The sequence below is a fragment of the Cylindrospermopsis sp. CR12 genome (genome assembly GCF_001432185.1).
GTDB classification, from domain to species: domain Bacteria; phylum Cyanobacteriota; class Cyanobacteriia; order Cyanobacteriales; family Nostocaceae; genus Raphidiopsis; species Raphidiopsis raciborskii.
In genome coordinates this window covers 16,159-32,747 of the sequence record NZ_LMVE01000092.1, presented here as the reverse complement: position 1 = coordinate 32,747, position 16,589 = coordinate 16,159, and the positions used below count along the sequence as shown (strand labels likewise).

General features: G+C 38.8%; 16 protein-coding genes and 1 tRNA gene. 9 read left to right on the top strand and 8 right to left on the bottom strand.

Features of this window, described 5'->3' with window-relative positions; all coding sequences use genetic code 11:
* Positions 1-119 precede the first annotated feature (119 nt).
* Positions 120-1,352, bottom strand: coding sequence for a hypothetical protein (locus ASL19_RS10440; RefSeq protein WP_161808596.1), 1,233 nt, complete (start codon positions 1,350-1,352; stop codon positions 120-122).
* A 43-nt stretch (positions 1,353-1,395) separates the two neighbouring features.
* Positions 1,396-2,304, bottom strand: coding sequence for a hypothetical protein (locus ASL19_RS10430; RefSeq protein ID WP_235528983.1), 909 nt, complete (start codon positions 2,302-2,304; stop codon positions 1,396-1,398).
* A gap of 591 nt (positions 2,305-2,895) precedes the next feature.
* On the opposite strand from ASL19_RS10430, the gene ASL19_RS10425 reads away from it, so the two are divergent.
* The gene (locus ASL19_RS10425) at positions 2,896-4,464 is read left to right on the top strand and encodes a secretin and TonB N-terminal domain-containing protein (RefSeq protein WP_057178290.1); all 1,569 of its coding nucleotides are present in this window, start codon (positions 2,896-2,898) and stop codon (positions 4,462-4,464) included.
* Between the two features lie 28 nt (positions 4,465-4,492).
* Here ASL19_RS10425 and ASL19_RS10420 read toward each other — a convergent pair whose 3' ends face one another.
* The 3 genes from ASL19_RS10420 to ASL19_RS10410 all read right to left on the bottom strand — a co-directional run bounded on the left by ASL19_RS10420 (position 4,493) and on the right by ASL19_RS10410 (position 5,879).
* Positions 4,493-5,275 carry a D-alanyl-D-alanine carboxypeptidase family protein gene (locus ASL19_RS10420; RefSeq protein ID WP_057178289.1) on the bottom strand — a complete coding sequence of 261 codons (783 nt, stop codon included), beginning with the start codon at positions 5,273-5,275 and terminating at the stop codon, positions 4,493-4,495.
* 102 nt (positions 5,276-5,377) lie between these two features.
* Positions 5,378-5,761 (bottom strand): nuclease A inhibitor family protein, encoded by a 384-nt coding sequence (locus ASL19_RS10415; RefSeq protein ID WP_235528982.1) that lies wholly within the window; start codon positions 5,759-5,761, stop codon positions 5,378-5,380.
* Between the two features lie 46 nt (positions 5,762-5,807).
* A tRNA-Cys gene (locus ASL19_RS10410) sits at positions 5,808-5,879 on the bottom strand.
* A gap of 91 nt (positions 5,880-5,970) precedes the next feature.
* On the opposite strand from ASL19_RS10410, the gene ASL19_RS10405 reads away from it, so the two are divergent.
* Positions 5,971-6,390, top strand: a complete 420-nt coding sequence (locus ASL19_RS10405) for a BlaI/MecI/CopY family transcriptional regulator (RefSeq protein WP_006278355.1) — start codon at positions 5,971-5,973, stop codon at positions 6,388-6,390.
* Positions 6,391-6,394: 4 nt separating this feature from the next.
* Entirely contained in the window at positions 6,395-7,249 is an 855-nt protein-coding gene (locus ASL19_RS10400) for a M56 family metallopeptidase (protein WP_057178288.1), read from the top strand.
* Positions 7,250-7,514: 265 nt separating this feature from the next.
* On the opposite strand, the gene ASL19_RS10395 is transcribed toward ASL19_RS10400, so the two are convergent.
* Together ASL19_RS10395 and ASL19_RS10390 are read right to left on the bottom strand one after the other, a co-directional pair.
* Positions 7,515-7,739 (bottom strand): ferredoxin-thioredoxin reductase variable chain, encoded by a 225-nt coding sequence (locus ASL19_RS10395; RefSeq protein ID WP_006278357.1) that lies wholly within the window; start codon positions 7,737-7,739, stop codon positions 7,515-7,517.
* An 87-nt stretch (positions 7,740-7,826) separates the two neighbouring features.
* Positions 7,827-9,803, bottom strand: coding sequence for a PP2C family serine/threonine-protein phosphatase (locus ASL19_RS10390; protein WP_057178325.1), 1,977 nt, complete (start codon positions 9,801-9,803; stop codon positions 7,827-7,829).
* A 197-nt stretch (positions 9,804-10,000) separates the two neighbouring features.
* Between ASL19_RS10390 and ASL19_RS10385 the strand changes: the two genes are divergently transcribed.
* On the top strand, positions 10,001-10,435 hold the full coding sequence (locus ASL19_RS10385; RefSeq protein ID WP_057178287.1) for an NfeD family protein: 435 nt from the start codon (positions 10,001-10,003) through the stop codon (positions 10,433-10,435).
* Between the two features lie 62 nt (positions 10,436-10,497).
* A complete protein-coding gene (locus ASL19_RS10380) occupies positions 10,498-11,469 on the top strand; it encodes an SPFH domain-containing protein (RefSeq protein WP_057178286.1) in 972 nt (323 codons plus the stop codon).
* A gap of 17 nt (positions 11,470-11,486) precedes the next feature.
* On the opposite strand, the gene ASL19_RS10375 is transcribed toward ASL19_RS10380, so the two are convergent.
* Positions 11,487-11,870, bottom strand: a complete 384-nt coding sequence (locus ASL19_RS10375; protein ID WP_057178285.1) for a Fur family transcriptional regulator — start codon at positions 11,868-11,870, stop codon at positions 11,487-11,489.
* A 138-nt stretch (positions 11,871-12,008) separates the two neighbouring features.
* Here ASL19_RS10375 and purS point away from each other — a divergent pair, with 138 nt between their 5' ends.
* The 4 genes from purS (at position 12,009) to ASL19_RS18265 (ending at position 16,589) form a co-directional block, all read left to right on the top strand.
* Positions 12,009-12,287: a phosphoribosylformylglycinamidine synthase subunit PurS gene (purS, locus tag ASL19_RS10370; protein ID WP_057178284.1), complete on the top strand. Its 279-nt coding sequence runs from the start codon at positions 12,009-12,011 to the stop codon at positions 12,285-12,287.
* Between the two features lie 85 nt (positions 12,288-12,372).
* On the top strand, positions 12,373-13,032 hold the full coding sequence (purQ, locus tag ASL19_RS10365; RefSeq protein WP_057178283.1) for a phosphoribosylformylglycinamidine synthase subunit PurQ: 660 nt from the start codon (positions 12,373-12,375) through the stop codon (positions 13,030-13,032).
* Positions 13,033-13,174: 142 nt separating this feature from the next.
* Positions 13,175-15,166 carry a hypothetical protein gene (locus tag ASL19_RS10360; protein ID WP_057178282.1) on the top strand — a complete coding sequence of 664 codons (1,992 nt, stop codon included), beginning with the start codon at positions 13,175-13,177 and terminating at the stop codon, positions 15,164-15,166.
* A 25-nt stretch (positions 15,167-15,191) separates the two neighbouring features.
* Positions 15,192-16,589: a hypothetical protein gene (locus tag ASL19_RS18265; protein WP_200959849.1), complete on the top strand. Its 1,398-nt coding sequence runs from the start codon at positions 15,192-15,194 to the stop codon at positions 16,587-16,589.

The following is a 16,589-nucleotide window of genomic DNA, read 5'->3' as shown; positions in this document are numbered from 1 at the left end:
GAATTGCTCTTAATCCTTTCTCCCAAAAGGTGAAGAGGTTAATTTGTTTGGGAGTGTCAGCTTGTTTATGTTAATACGGTCAGATTAATGAAAATTCCGCCACATTTTCTAAATTTTGCCTAATCATCAAAGGCATCGCGTAACCGTTGTAGCATTTTGCCGATGGTAAGGAATTCAGTATTTTCAGATAGTGCAATCACCGTATCATCACTGCTAGTATCAAGGATTTGGTTAAATACTACTATAGCCCTACCCAACTGCAAGGGTTCAATTGTTACATCTTTTACTGGACCATGTTTTACTTCCGATTTGGTTGTGGTAGTTACCGGATCCTTAGTAATGCCACTAGCAACTAAGGTAATAGACAAGTCTGGTTTCATAGTCTGGTTTGTTCCAGTTACCATTAAACCTGATAAACTATTAATTAAAGACGTAACTTGAACAAAGTTAGCTCCTGTCAGAGCTATGCTAGTACCAGTTTGTATCTGGGTTAGAGATAACCCAGCGGAAGTTGCAGTAGCAATAAACCCAGCAGCATTAGCGACCCGTTCGGAGGTGCCAGTCAAAACCAAGTCCAGATTCTGGCCATTGGCAATTCTCAAAGTCGCAGTGGTAGAAACCTCTTTATTATCTGCATTCTGATTTATGGGAGCAATACGAAGTGTAGTAGCATTGATGGTCATCTCCGCTCCTCGCCCCGATACCACTTGAGTAGCAATAGTTTGACCTGCTTGCAATGGTGTTACTGCTAATGTAACTTCTCCAGTTGGAGATGATAGTATACCCGTAGGAAGATCCTTGGGAACAGATTCGGTTGCAGTTGCTAAGGAAGGTAAAGTGAAAGCTGCACTGGGGGTGATTGTAATTTGACTGACTGGACTGGTTAGGGTTACGGGTGGTGTGGATACATTTGATATAATAGTACCTGCTACAGTAGGCGCTATTATCTGTAGTTCTGTTAGAGTTTGAGTCGCAGTCTGGTTTAGCACCATTTGACTCCCAGGGTTAACTACCGGTACTATAGGTGTTGTTTTCTCTGAAGAAACCTCCGTAGATGGTGCGGATGGGGTAGATGTAGCTACTGATGGTATGGATGTTGGTACTGTTGGTGTAAACGTTGGTGCTGATGGTATGGATGTTGGTACTGTTGGTGTAAACGTTGGTGCTGATGGTGTGGATATTGGTACTGTTGGCAAAACAGGTGAAATATTACTTGTTCCCAAAGAACTTGGCAGAGTAACACCACTTACCGCTCCTACGGGGACTGAACCAGCAAGCGTTTGCGTAATTGGATAAAAGCTGAAAGCACATCCTAAACCAGAAAGAGTTGTCAGTATAAGTACATATTTCATATCACTATCTCCTTACTAAATGTATCATTATGATTTTTATCAGCTAAGGGGTAAAATCAAAACCATAGCCAATACTAAAACTCAGTACAGATCCAGCTTCTGTATTGTTTAGTACATCTCCATAAACTACATTTAAGGTAAAAGGCAAGGTTCGCATAGGTAGGTAGGATGCGGCAAGATTTAGTCCTCGTCCACTCCAAGCGGTGCTGACTCCAATATTTGGGTGTACCTGAATACCAGCTCCAGCAATCAGTCCCACACCAGCATTGGAAAACAGAGGGGCTCCACCCACACCTAGGGACAGGTTTATGGGTAAGGGATTTGCTAGATTAGTTTTTAAAAAGTGATAGGCACTGACTATTCCATAAACGCTTGATGATGTATGTGCAGTATCACTACCATATTTGGCAAAGTTATTCCAGCCCACAGCCCCGGCAATATAGGTGCTGGGAGTCGAGTAAATGCTGCGGTGTATCTTAGCATTAAAAGACCCATTGGTAGCAAATCGCCTCATGCTCAGGTTGTTATAGTTCAACTCTAAACCAAATATATCTGTAGCATTGCCAAGACCAAGACTAGTTGAAATACCACCATCTATTACCGGTCTAACCCTGTCCGCAGTTGCACCCGCAATGGCCACATAAAAATCTCCCCAATTCGCGCCAAAAGCTGAGGGAATGCCAGCAGATGTACCAGGCGCATAAACTCGTTTTCCATTTACCATCCGCATCAGTCTTACTCTCATTTTCTGGCGCAGCTTAGTGGGATCAACTTCTTTTGGTTGAGATTTTTGTTCCGATAAATCCGACAAAATGGTTGTTGGTTTTGCCTGAGCTTGTAGGGGAAAAATAACTGAGGAAACAAAAGTATCTAATACTAAATTCACAGCTCCTATATTTAACAGAACAATTGTGGAAAAAATCGAGCTGGTTAAACGCATTAGACACCGCATCTTGCAGATCCTTTTTCTTCGATTTGGGCTATCATCCCTGGAAGTAACTACATATAATCTCGTAGTTATTGCTCCCAAAGATCTAAAATTATTACTCTGACACCAATAGCAAAGTCTGAACTAACAGTATCAAGTTCTCAACTTGTTATTGGTCTCTTGAATAACTATTCAGCTGCTTTTCGTAACTTCCGGAGCCATTTCTAACGCCTTTAGGATACTAGTTAATGCGCTAAGTAATTGTAGCGACTATACTGTAAACAGTTAAGAGCATGCAATCACTACATACAAAGTTATGTTTAGAAGTAAAACATGGCATTTTATCCGTTCAAGTCTAGAACATTCCAGTTGGATGTTGGTAATCGTTGTGTTCACAGAAAGGATGGCGATCGCACTCTGACTAAACCTAGCACAGGAATATTTTTTTAGCGGTATGCTCACAGGAATTTAATAATTTTTTTTCAAAAACAATAAAAAATAGCTGAAAGTCTTGTTATGTAGTCAATACAGGGTTTCACAAAAAATTTATAAACCTACCATATTTCCTTAATTAGATCTATTATATATCAGTAGGGTCTTTTTGTGCAGGAGTATATGAGGCAAGTTAATGATTTATTTAACCTTAATCTGACTGTTGGTGTAGCTTGGCTGTTGTTCACAGTACAGCCAAGTGTTGCTCAGACTTCTCCCCAAAAACTAGTGGCCCCACTTGTGGGCAATATTAATGTATCTAATATTGATATACTTCCCAACATTATTGATTTAAACACTAAAGAGTCAATAACTAGATTATTATTACGGGATGCACCTGTTACTGAAGTTTTGTCACTATTAGCTCGTACTGCAGGGTTAAATCTTATTTACTTTGAACAACAAGAAATTAACTCTGGTCAAGACAAGTCACAACAACAGGTGATTAATAACAATACTAATAATAAAATTAGAACTAGTAGTAAAATTTCCTTAGATATTAAAAATGAGTCTGTACAAAAAGTATTTAACTATGTTTTACAAGTTAGTGGATTAGAAGCTAGACGGATTGACAGAACAATTTTGGTGGGGGCCAAATTACCTAATACCAGTGTTGATAGAATAGTCAGGACTTTACGACTGAATCAAGTAACAGTAGGTATAGGTTTAGACTTTTTGGTAGCCTTGGGTGCGGAAACTGAAGTCAGTCGTGAAAGACCAGTAACTACAGTTAATACCATACCCATCGCAGGTGGAGTTACACCGGTGACTCAATCTCAGACAACTACTGAAACCAAAATGGAGGCCAAGCGGGTTGATTATCAAGACTCCACACCTTTGCTGAGGGGATTACAAATTGTGGGAGATGAACGAACAAATTCGATTACTTTGATTGGCAATCCCCAATTAGTTGATATAGCAACTTCAAAATTGACTAACCTAGATATTCGTCGTCGTCAGGTGAAGGTGAATCTGAAAATTATTGATGTTAATCTCTGGGGAATTCAAAACTATAACTCCAGTTTTTCCTTTGGGATTGGTGATAATTTCTTTTCTAATGACCAGGGTATAGCTACCTTCAATTTTGGCAACCAAAGACCATTCACCGGTTCGGGAGCAGTACCAGCTTCCCTAGTGGGTTTACCCAATCGGTTTTTAGCTTTTTTACAAGCCCAGGTAACAAATGGTAATGCTAAGATATTGACAGATCCTAGTTTAATTGTTCAAGAAGGACAAAATGCAAATGTTAAACTAACTCAACAAGTCATTGGACAGGAGAAGATCACCAGAATTGACACCCCTGGTAATTCTAGGGAGGAACGGATCATCGAGAAAGAAGAGGTTGGTTTAACCGTAAATGTGAGGGTTGAGCGGATTGATGACAATGGTTTTGTTTCCCTATCGGTTGCTCCCGTGGTTAAATCTCCGGTTAATTCAGAATCAACTGGTGCGGGGAAGGTTACCCTAATTGCTGAACGCTCTCTTAACTCAGGACTAATTCGTCTCCGGGATGGTCAAACCCTTCTCCTTTCCGGTATTATCCAAGACCAAGACCGGACAGTGGTCACCAAGTTCCCCCTCCTGGGTGATATTCCTCTCCTAGGTGCATTATTTAGAAGCACCAACAAAGACCGTGAGCGCAGAGAAGTGATTGTACTACTTACACCCAGAATAATTGAGGAACAGTCCTGAACAGTCGCAAAAGACCAGATGCACAATTCTAAGGTGATGTTACTGGCTTAATGTTTTTGGCTTTGTAGAAGGTTTCTAAACTATCTCTATCTCCTACAAAGCGCCAATGCCATGGTTCGTAACTTACACCTTGAAGATTATCCCGAGGAAAGGATAATTCAAAGCCAAAACGAGCAGCATTAGATTGTAACCATGCAAATGCTTTTGTACTTTCAAAGATAGGACTGAGATTGGTTGCCGGTACTGCTCCATCACCAATATCCACAGCATAACCAGTATGGTGTTCACTGTAACCAGGAGGGGCACTAAGTGCTGCTCTTTCTGCTGGAGTTTGATTGCGTTGGGCACCTACGTCAAAGAACAGTTGTTGTTGTTCTTCGATGGAACGAAAACCGGAAATAGGTACTAGGATTACGCCTGCACTCCTAGCTGATTGTACCATGGCTTGAAATTTTTGAGCAGCACTCCGCCGCATATTAATTTTTCCATCAGCTGTGATAGGAGTTAGCTCTTCTAATGATGCTTCTTTATAGGCTAAATGTCCCAATACTGCATTGTTACTTGATGTGTTGGATGGGGTGGATGTAAGAGGTGTTGATTGAGTATCAGTATTTTTTTTAGGTGCAGTAATAAAGAATAAGAAACCACTACCTACAGCCATGATAGCAAATCCTAGGACCCCACCAACTATTAAAATCAGAGGTTTTAAGCCCGTGGAAGACCTCTTCTCCGCAGTATCCCGTAAAGCGGCCGGAATATCATCGTTTGACAATAAGTTTTCGGGATTTCCCGGAAGTCCACCATTTTTCAAGTTTCTACTCCTGTTTGACCAAAAGAATAGGGTGCGCCCCTTCTAGGAAGGCTTTTCCTGGTTTCTAGTATATAGCCGCCAGAATGCTATTTACCACTAATTTTAGGTTCTAATCACAACCGTGGAAATTCCAATAATTTCATCATCTTTTGTACCTAGTATATAAGCATGGACCTCTTTGTCACCAATTTCATACACTTTTGCTTCAGCCAAATTGTTTTTTAAAACAAGTACAAGGCCTTCAAATCTCTTGGCTAGATTTCGTTCCTCCTCTTCATACCAATCTTCCTGTTTTGTGACTCCCTGAAAAAAATCATCAATGGTCACGGTTCTAACATTACCTATAATACCAGTTTTTTGTTGAATAGTAGTTTCATTGAGATTAAAAAATTCCCAACAGACCACATTAAAAGGATATTCAGACTCACTGGGCATAAACAAGCCCTCTGTGGTTTGTTTTAGTAGGTCAGTTAATGATTTGCTCATTTTATTGATTGCTTGCCACTGATTTACCATAACACCAAATAACAAAAGGCGACACCCAGATTCGAACTGGGGGATAAAGGTTTTGCAGACCTCTGCCTTACCACTTGGCTATGTCGCCGCACTGCTAGTTTTTTTCATATTATCTATAGTATCATATTCTTTTATGAATTGCACTACATTCCCCAAAATTTTTTTTGGAAATTAGCATTATGGCTCCACTACCAGATTACCGTCCTAAACAATTATCTGTCGGACCTTTAGAAGCAGAAATTCTGGGCATCGTTTGGGATCTAGGCTCGGCTACAGTTAAGGACGTACATGACTTGATTCTGGGTGACCCAGATCGTGAACTAGCTTATACTTCCGTCACTACTGTTCTACGTCGTCTCACAGAAAAGGGTTGGTTGGCCTGTGATAAACAAGGAAAAGCATTCTATTGGCGACCACTGGTCACTAAGGAACAGGCAGAAATGATTAGGGCGCATGAACATTTACAACGGTTTTTGGCTGTGGGTAATCCTGATGTGGTAGCCGCCTTTGCTGACAGTTTAGACGAAGCAGCTAGTAAACAAATTCAGGCGATCGCTCAGAGGATTCAATCTGCACGCCAGGCTAGAGGAGATAAATAAGGTTATGCATCTACTAATGCTGATCACAGCTGTCACAATTGCCTACACCTTGCGATATTCTGCCTATATACCGCAAGGAAATTGGCATCTGAGGTGGAGCAGGACTTTATTTTTCTTCCTTTTCCCCCCGTTGTTGATTTTGATGACGGTGATGGCCGTGGTCTGTATGGGAACCCAGGGTCAAATGGTGGGAATATATACAGATTATTTTAGCTATGTTTTAGGTTGGTTGTTTCTAGGATTTTTAGTTTTTGTAGCTTTAAAACTGGCTTGGCAAGGCTGGCAATCATTAAAGTCTGCCCGTGAATGTCCCACCATCAATCTCACAGGCCAATCAGCCAGATTGCTACCTACCTCTGCTCTATTTGCAGGACAAATTGGTTTTTGGTCTCCTGAACTAGTGGTGAGTCAGGGACTATTAAAACATCTTTCTCCGGAACAATTAGAGAGTGTTCTAGCCCATGAACAGGGACATCATAGTTATAGAGACACTTTTTGTTTCTTTTGGCTGGGTTGGATTCGTTCCTGTAGTGCTTGCTTACCTAACACAGAACCTTTATGGCAAGAGCTATTGATGTTGCGAGAACTGAGGGCTGACAGTTATGCTGCTGCTCGCGTAGACCCCCTTGTACTGGCTGAGTCTCTACTATTAGTGGTAAGCAGTCAACCATTGGCATGGGATATATGTTGTGCAGCACTAAGCTCCTCTAAAGTTGATAGGTTGGAGCAGAGAATAGATGCTTTGTTATCTCCCTTAGAACCTAACTGGCCAGAATGGGATTTAAAATCAAAATTACATTACTGGCGAGTTTTTGCTTTAGCTCTTTTACCTTTAGTAACTGTTTTTTTCCACAGTTAGATCATGAGCTATTATGAGACAACTAACTGATACCCAACCTCCTCAATTAATTGAGCAATCCGACCACCAGGATGAAAGGTAGCGTTATCAACAATCACCCACGTAGCAATAGATTTTCGTGGGTTGAGTTTAATAACTCAATATATCCCGTGGGTTTGTTGGGTTTCGCACTCCTCAACCCAACCTACAAAGGGGACTCAAAAGACCAATTGCCTAGGAGTATTGCACAAAGCACAAATAGGTTGGGTTTCGTTCCTCAAGCCAACTAACTAGTTGTCTCCAATTCACTCTCTCTTAAATGGGCTTTGAACTTTTTGCTAAACTGGACTAGAATGGGGAAGTTAGCACTCACTGGTCTACCTTGCCATTGGGTAACAATGGCGGAAATTTCACCTTCCGCACCCTTAATGTCAAACCCCTGACCTTTATTTTCCGGGTGGTGGTAAACTATCACCGACTCTTTTACACGCACGCGATCGCCAATCTTCATAGTGAGTATTTGTACTTAAATTTTATTGAGCATGTATTTTGCTTGTCTGATTTTACCATATCTAGTCTGTTCCAATAAAGGAGTATATTACTGTTTGAGGCAGAATTGTTGGAGTTTTTCGGGGAGTTGTTGACAAATCTGGTTCCAGGCGCGGGGTTGAAATTCTCTCCAGGTCCATAAATAAATGCCTCCACTTCCCAAGAAAAGAACAAACAAACCAATGACCAGCTTAACCAAATAATGAGAATGCTTATGGGAGTTGGTTTTTTCCGTGGTTGTGGAACCTTCTAGGGTTAAATTTAAATCTAGTGGATCCGGTGAGTTTACTGCCAGAGAGTCTATTATATATGCTTGTAGTTGGGGTATTTCACTTTCTGGTTCCAGCACAGTAATTAATAATTCTTCTGGTTCCTGCACTTCCAATCCGTTTTCCGCAGGTGGAGTGACTATTAAGTGAGCTTGGTTACGGAAAAGACTAACCACAACTGATATATTATCCCGACCGTTTTTTTCGTTAGCTAGTTCCACCCATTTATGCACCGCATCCTCCACCGTGATTTTACCTGTTAACAGAGGAATGACCTGGTCTTGCCAAGATTTTTCCACCCAGTCATGATCGCTTAAACCATCTGAACAAAGTAATAAAACTCCATCCTCCTCTAAAATAAACCTCTCGATATTAAACTCTAGGGATTCTGCTTCCTTGGTGCCCAGTGCTTGAGTAAGAGCATTGGAATGGGGACTTGTCATAGCATGACGGTACAAACTTTTGCCAGAAGAGACTATTTTAGTTGCCATGTCATCATCTATAGTCAACAATTGACAATAGTGGGGAGTAATCCAATAGGCACGACTATCACCAATACTAGCTAGATAAAGTTCGTGTCCATTGTCTGATTCCCATCCTGTATTAGTGGTAACCGGTTGTGGTAATTGTATAGCCATTAGTAGAGTTGTAGCCATACGTTCCCTACCTTGGCGATTTTGTTCGTCATTACAAGACCAAATCATATTATTAACCACCCGCAGACTAGCTGCTAGTTGTTGTTGCAACAAATCTGGTGTTAACAGTTCCGTTTGCTCTGCTATATCTTGTAACCAAGCACGAATTTGTAATTTTGCCGATTGTACAGCCAATTGACTGGCAACCTCCCCACCTTCATGACCACCAACACCGTCACAAACTATTAAGAGGTGTTCTTTTAAATAGTTATCCAAATCAGTGTATTGACTGGGATAGCAAGTGTCCTCATTGTGTTGCATAATTGGGCCTTTATCTGTAAGGCCAGCAACTGTTACCATCAGAGGTAATTCCCCAGCAGATGCGAGCAATAAGTTATTTAATTCATGACTAATAGTTTCCATCTGTGTATCTGGCTGACACATCTCTTGAATAAGCATACCTAATTTAGGGGCAATTTCAGCCTTAGCAGCTATTACCCATGACTGCCAAGATTGCCCTAAATCCTGTAGAGTAAATGTGCTTGTAGTTGAAGGCAATTCCAATAATTTGACACACCAACCTTCCACAAAGATATTCTCGGGTGATAATAAGCTAGCTGCTAACCCCATTTGTGATAGTGGTTTCCATAGCTCTAGGATTTGCCACAACCAGTATAATTGCCTAACTGCTTTAGCCTGTTCCCAAACTGTGGTAATAATCGGGTAAAGATTACCATTAGTATCAATAGGCGCATTTTCGAATAAGATAATCTCATGGTTTCTATTATCCTCAGTGTTGTCTCCAAAAACAACAATCCCATAAGGTTGGGGTATGTGTAATCGCTCCCGATATAACTTGAGATAGGGAATGACGGATTGTGGCAATTGTGATGGTGCTTCTGGGGTCTTTCCTGGTTGGGTATCTAGCCAGATCTGTTCTGTAATTACCTCATATCTATTGGCAACTTTTGTTCCCGAGGATATATTTGCCGCATCCTTGGCCCATAAATATCGGTACACTAGAGGTGTTTGACAGCTTTGACAAATGCGATCTCCCAGATAATTGGTGGGGTTTTCGCAATGGGGACTAGTACAATAAATGATTCGTTCGTTATAATGCATAAGGGTTAAATAAAGGTTAACTTTTTTAAAACTTAAACAAAAATCCGTATGAATCAACACGGGTTAACGTAAAGTTCAATTAAGTTTAGATGTCAACAATTGCAACAATTCTAGTTAGAGAATAAAATGGACTTATCCTCTTTGTTACCAACTTGTTACTTAATTGAATTATTAACCTAGTCTCTGTAAACGGACTCATGCAAAATTTTACTGCAATCTGGTTGTTGCTGGGCATAATTCTGTGTCTTATGGAACTGCTGTTACCAACAGCTTTTGTGCAATTGTTGATGGGGATTAGTGCCCTACTGGTAGCAGGACTTTCTCTTTTAGGTTTAAGTAATTTATTCCTGCAAGTGATTGTTTGGCTGACACTTTCTAGTTTTTTAACTATCTTTTCCCGTAGGTTTTTTGCGGTAAGGCAAACCAAATCAAAAATTCTTACTAGTACCGTAGGTGAGACCATGACAGAAATTTTACCTGGTAAGGTAGGGAGGGTTCTGTACGAAGGTAATTCTTGGCGAGGTAGATGTGATGATGATAAACTTACCATACCTCCTGGTCAAAAAGTTTATGTGGTGGCCAGGGAAGGGACTACCCTAATTGTGATGCCAGAAAACGTTTTAGACCACTAGCTTTGAAAAAGGAGAGATTAGTCTATCACGGATAATATAGTATTTTAACGGAGGTTAGAAAAATGGAGCAGTTTTTATTATTACTGGGATTGGTTTTTGGTGCTGGTGCTGTGACGAAGTGTGTTAGAGTGATAAACCAGGGTGATGAAGCTTTAGTAGAAACTCTAGGAAGTTATAAGAGGAAATTGGAGCCTGGACTAAACTTGATTAATCCTTTGTTGGATAACATAGTTTATAAGCAAACTATTCGAGAGAAAGTTTTAGATATTCCTCCTCAGCAGTGTATTACCCGTGACAATGTTTCTATTACTGTTGATGCTGTGGTGTATTGGCGAATAGTTGATATGGAAAAAGCCTACTATAAGGTAGAGAACCTACAGTCAGCTATGGTGAATCTGGTACTGACTCAAATTCGTGCTGAAATGGGACAGCTGGAATTAGATCAGACCTTCACAGCAAGAACTCAAATTAACGAGATTCTGTTGAGGGATTTAGATATTGCTACTGACCCTTGGGGAGTGAAGGTAACAAGGGTGGAATTAAGGGATATTATCCCATCCAAAGCTGTGCAAGAATCAATGGAATTACAAATGTCCGCAGAAAGAAAGAAACGAGCAGCCATTTTGACATCGGAGGGAGACCGAGAATCAGCGGTTAACAGTGCTAGGGGTAAAGCAGATGCTCAGATATTAGATGCGGAAGCACGACAAAAGGCTGTAATATTGCAGGCAGAAGCAGAACAAAAGGCGATTGTTTTAAGAGCGCAAGCGGAAAGACAACAACAGGTGTTAAAAGCACAAGCAATTGCAGAATCAGCTGAAATTATTGCCCAGAGAATGCAAGCTAATCCAGAAGCCCATAAAGCTTTAGAGGTTTTATTCGCCTTGGGTTATTTGGATATGGGGGTGAGCATTGGTAAAAGCAATAGCAGTAAGGTGATGTTTATGGATCCCCGAACTATTCCTGCAACTTTGGAGGGAATTCGGTCAATTGTTGGTGATGTGAACGATGTAGGAGATTCGAACAAGTTATAAAACTTTTGTTTGTTGTTTTATATTTCTTGACACTTATTGCACAAACCAAAAAACTCTAAGGTATGATAAAAAACCTTAAAGTTATGACTGACTTGTAACTCGTTTTCTAGTTCGTGTACTGGACACTGATGAATAGGGATAGAAATACCACATTGTAAGCAAGTTAGATGATGCTTGTCTTGTTGAGTCAAGCTATAAAGAGACTCACCATTGGATAAGGTTCTGACTTGCACTTTCCCTTCTAGTTTCAGAGATTCCAAAGCGCGGTAAACTGTGGCTAAACCCATACTTTGATTCTGATTGCGTAATTCTATGTACATGTCTTGGGCTGAAATACCTTGTTTAATGCTTCCCAGTAGGGTTAATATGCGATCTTGACTGCGGGTACGGATAGCTTTCATAGTAGTTTTAGACTTTAGGATTAAAATTATTGCCCATGAGATAAATTTCACCTTGTATTTTACCGAGGGGCTTTAATTTTTCTTGAAATAGAACCTAAAAGGTATAGGATAACCATTACACCATTTAGCTAAATTTTAATGCAAAGGAAGTATATCGCCAAAATTTTCGTTACCCTTCGTCCTTCAGTTCTGGATCCTGCTGGGGTAGCTGTACAATCTGGGCTTAGGCAGTTAGGATATGAAAATGTAGAACAAGTGCGTATTGGTAAGTATATAGAACTTACTCTAGTTTGCCCAGATGAGGCTAAAGCTCGTAAAAGCTTAAATAATATGTGCGAGCAAATGTTGGCAAATACAGTGATAGAAAACTATCGCTTTGAATTGATTGAAGTAGAATCCCAAACCGGTGTTTTCTAATTAGTAGATAATAGGTGGCGTTTAATAATAGCTATAGCCACCTGTAAACGGTCATTAACTTAGTTGAATTTTTATAAGGGTTGGTATGAAATTTGGTGTTTTAGTTTTTCCAGGGTCTAACTGCGATCGCGATGCAGCATACGTTACCAGAGATATACTGGGACATACCACCCGCATGGTTTGGCATCAGGATCGAGATATCAGCGATATAGACGTAATTATTATTCCTGGTGGGTTTAGTTACGGGGATTATTTACGTTGTGGGGCGATCGCCCGGTTTTCTCCGGTGATGCAGGAAGTGGTAAACCATGCTGAAAAAGGTAAATTTGTCATCGGTATTTGTAATGGTTTTCAGGTATTAACTGAAGCCAACTTACTACCTGGTGCTTTAACCAGAAATGAGAACCTACATTTTATTTGCGATCGCATTTCTGTGAAAGTGGAGCGTAACAACCTACCTTGGACTAGTGGATATGGGGATAAAGAAGTGATCACCCTACCAATTGCCCATGGGGAGGGAAGATTTTATGCAGACCAAGACACTTTAGCAGCGATAGAAGATAATCAACAAGTATTGTTTAGGTATGATGGAGAGAATCCTAATGGTTCGCTAAATAATATTGCGGGCATTTGCAATCGAGAGGGTAATGTATTAGGGATGATGCCACATCCAGAGAGAGCAGCGGATCGGTCAATAGGGGGTACAGATGGTTTGCGATTGTTTGAGAGTTTGTCCTCCAGATAGTTAGGGGGGCTGGGTGGTACTTTTGAACTCCCCTAGCTCTAAAGGATCCCAAACCAGCCCAATCTTAGTACAAATACTTGACTAATTGATGTGATGTATAGTAGGATTAACAACAGTAGGAAGAATATAAATACCATAGAAAATGAATAAAATAGTTGTTAGTCCAGACTTGGCATACCTAGATTACTCTGACCTGCTGAATAAAATCCTGGGAATTTTAAAACAAAAGTCACTATTCAGTATTTCACCAGATGGTTGTAGGATGAGGATAGACATAGAAGAAGTAGCGACTGAGGTGATGAGATTGAATCCATCTAATCCATTAGTAAATGATCGGTCAGCACGTGCAGCTACTTTAAATTTTAGTCCTAATACTCACGACCTATTTAGGAAGCAAATTGAGAAAATTGCCATTGAGATACAAGATAAATTGACCCTAGCCATGCAAAAAAATGGGGAGTACCATGACAGAGTTGAATTTATCAGAACTTTAACATCAGACATTAATGAATTTCAAGGAAACTATAGGGAAGATAATAAAACTAGATTATTAGATTTGACCTATCCATTTCCAGAAGCAACCAATCTAAAAAAACAAAGACTGACAGTCAGACAAAATGATAATAGCAAAAATCAACAACTACTAAAAGCTCACAAGGTCAAAATTCATGTGGATAAGCCCTGTGATTTTACAACAACCCTTATCAAGGGAATCAATAATTATATTAATATAAAATTTGCTGACGTAGATCAGGAGGATAAAGAAGATTTAGAATATGTAATTTCCAATTTGGAAAAAAGCCATAATTCAGACATCTACAAATTGCAAAATCTTCTCAATCAAGAAACCCTAGGAAAGTTGAAGAAATTTGCTAAAATCAAATATTTAGAATTTCTGTTAGAGCAAGTTGAGGAAGGAGAAGGTAAGCTATATTTACAAGATCTCATTAGAAGATTAAAACTATTAGAAGATTATATTAACGACACCAGTAAAGCAGATGGAGATTATCAAGTTAGCTATGCAGGAGCAACAGTTAATTACCGGGAACTATTTTCTCGTAGTGAAGCGTACGATATATTGCCAATCATTCCTCTTATAGAAGGCTATTTAGGAGAAGTAGAGAGTCCCCAGAAAGATGCAATAGAATTTACCTTTGGAATCAAAATGAAATTGGATGGTAAAGTACAAGCTCACCAAAAAAATAGTTCTTTTGATTATCACCTAGATCTTTTAAATCCAGATGGGGAAGAACATAAAACCGCAATTGCCGAATCATCGAAAAAATCGCCCTTACCCAGAAAAGTTTTGAAAACTGTATTTTTGTACTGTTTTATATTTGAATCCAATGAAAGTATGGGAAGTGATTTAGAGTATAATCCCATTGAATTTTTAGAAAACAAAATATTGCCCACACTAAAAGGAAATGATGATCAAGCCAAAAAGCGACTATTTAAAAATTGTATTAAGAGGTTTGAGGAATTAAAGATAAAGGAAAAAATTAATAAGACAAAAGAACTGATAAAAAATATAATTAAACGTAAAACCCCATACCCAGTTAGGCATTATCCTCTACATATTTCTGTGAAAGAAAGTATTTTAGAAAATGACCTTGATACCATTATTAAAAGAACCACCTTCTTTAAAGAAGTCCTACAAAAACCAAAAGAATGCTTGCAGTATATTAACCTAGGGGAAGCCACAACCCAAGGCAACTTATTAATTACTTTACCAGCAAATATCAGTATTAGCGAAATACATTTTTTAAAAACAGAAGATCAGCAAATATTTGATATGAAATATGATCTAGTTCCAGGTATCAAAGTATTACCGGTGTTGTTTTTATCAATGAAAGAAGGGCAGAAATTCTATCATCAGCATTTAAAGTCTCGTAGATTGTTAATATTTCCACATCGTTCGGAAACAGACCAATTAGAAACCAATCAAGAATTTATTTACAAAATCACCTATAGCCTACTTACCTATATTTGTCTCTATGTTATTTTAGAGAACCAGTCAAAAATATTTGTTCCCCTATTAAGAATACACCAAAAAGAAAAAACAGACAATGCGCCCATAGAAAACTTTTCCTGGAGAAAATTTAGAACTATTGGAAACCTGTTATCAAATTTATAGGGAACATAATAGACAGGAAGAAATTATGGAAGTGCGTCAAAGAGTTTTTCATAACATACGCATGAATGCCCAAAGAAATTTTGCTCAAGGTAAAAAAATGGTTGATTCAATTATGGGTATTAGCCCAGATACCATCAATATTTTACCACGTCATACAGAAACGATTACAGGGTTTTATAACACCGTTGCTCCCGTACCATCAGAATTGGTATCTAGTTTGAATTTAACGGGAACACCTAACTTTAGACAAGCACATAATCAGTTAATTAAAAGATATCTTGCTTCAGACAACACCTACTTATTTCTCACTGGCAATCCTGGGATTGGGAAAACCACAGCCATTGTGGATTTTATTATTGAACATAAAGATGAAGGTTTTTTATTTTTCTATGTTAGTCCTCGCAAACAAGTTAATTTGGATATTATTGAAAAATTTAAGAATCGGGAAGATGGTAAACTTGTAGATGATGGAATATTCGCCATTAACAGCGATAGCAACTTGATTCAAGATAACTTTGGTGAACTATCAGTTGCTTATACATCAAATAAATATGAAAAAGACTTCACTTTAGGGGATGTACGGTTTCTTAACAGTAACAACATGGAGAGAATATCCCATAGAAAAAATAGATTGGCACAAATAACCGATGACACATTGAAGGATATGGGGACAAAAAATAAGGGAGTATTAAATAGTATTTGTCAAGGACTATATCATCTAATTGCTGATCAAAAACATAATCAAATTATTGCCACTTCTTCCATTCAATCTCTCAGAAAAACAGAGCGTGGGGATACCTTAAAACACCTAGAAAAAATCTTGAGTGATGCATACAACACTAAAGAAGATAAAGTCTTAACAGAAAGAATGCGCAATATATCTGGTCGGATTAAACATCTATTTATTATGATAGATGAAATTACAGGAGATGAGGGAGGGGCAGAATTTTTGCAAGGGATTAAAAAAATTGTCAACAAGTATCAATTAAGCGACCAGAATAATGGTTTTAATACTAAAATTATTGTAGCGGATGCTTCTATAGTTGATAAAAATGTGATATCTCAACATTTAAAAGATGGTTCTCCTCAACCGAACAAGATTTACTTTAGACGAGCAGAATCTCACATTCAACCTATCAGTGTAGAATGTTTTGAATTTGCTAATAAGAATGCTATTCTGATTAACACAAATACCTATCCAGCCAAGAGCTTAACGATCAACTATCAAATTATTGTCGAATCATGTCGGTTCAATAATCAATCCAGGTTAAAAAACAAATCCGATTTAGAAAAAAAATGTCAAGAACAGCTATTTAAAGATATTCGAGAATTGTTAACAAAAGACAATGTTGAACAATTTATAGTTTATATCCAAAATAAGTCCAAATTATCAGAATTGATTGTAAAATTCAGCAGGAGCTAG

Excerpts from the sequence above, each read along its gene's own strand:
- ASL19_RS10440 (WP_161808596.1), bottom strand. The coding sequence starts at position 1,352 with ATGAAATATGTACTTATACTGACAACTCTTTCTGGTTTAGGATGTGCT.
- ASL19_RS10430 (WP_235528983.1), bottom strand. The coding sequence starts at position 2,304 with ATGCGGTGTCTAATGCGTTTAACCAGCTCGATTTTTTCCACAATTGTT.
- ASL19_RS10425 (WP_057178290.1), top strand. The coding sequence starts at position 2,896 with ATGAGGCAAGTTAATGATTTATTTAACCTTAATCTGACTGTTGGTGTA.
- ASL19_RS10415 (WP_235528982.1), bottom strand. The coding sequence starts at position 5,761 with ATGAGCAAATCATTAACTGACCTACTAAAACAAACCACAGAGGGCTTG.
- ASL19_RS10405 (WP_006278355.1), top strand. The coding sequence starts at position 5,971 with ATGGCTCCACTACCAGATTACCGTCCTAAACAATTATCTGTCGGACCT.
- ASL19_RS10400 (WP_057178288.1), top strand. The coding sequence starts at position 6,395 with ATGCATCTACTAATGCTGATCACAGCTGTCACAATTGCCTACACCTTG.
- ASL19_RS10395 (WP_006278357.1), bottom strand. The coding sequence starts at position 7,739 with ATGAAGATTGGCGATCGCGTGCGTGTAAAAGAGTCGGTGATAGTTTAC.
- ASL19_RS10390 (WP_057178325.1), bottom strand. The coding sequence starts at position 9,803 with ATGCATTATAACGAACGAATCATTTATTGTACTAGTCCCCATTGCGAA.
- ASL19_RS10385 (WP_057178287.1), top strand. The coding sequence starts at position 10,001 with ATGCAAAATTTTACTGCAATCTGGTTGTTGCTGGGCATAATTCTGTGT.
- ASL19_RS10380 (WP_057178286.1), top strand. The coding sequence starts at position 10,498 with ATGGAGCAGTTTTTATTATTACTGGGATTGGTTTTTGGTGCTGGTGCT.
- ASL19_RS10375 (WP_057178285.1), bottom strand. The coding sequence starts at position 11,870 with ATGAAAGCTATCCGTACCCGCAGTCAAGATCGCATATTAACCCTACTG.
- purS (WP_057178284.1), top strand. The coding sequence starts at position 12,009 with ATGCAAAGGAAGTATATCGCCAAAATTTTCGTTACCCTTCGTCCTTCA.
- purQ (WP_057178283.1), top strand. The coding sequence starts at position 12,373 with ATGAAATTTGGTGTTTTAGTTTTTCCAGGGTCTAACTGCGATCGCGAT.
- ASL19_RS10360 (WP_057178282.1), top strand. The coding sequence starts at position 13,175 with ATGAATAAAATAGTTGTTAGTCCAGACTTGGCATACCTAGATTACTCT.
- ASL19_RS18265 (WP_200959849.1), top strand. The coding sequence starts at position 15,192 with ATGGAAGTGCGTCAAAGAGTTTTTCATAACATACGCATGAATGCCCAA.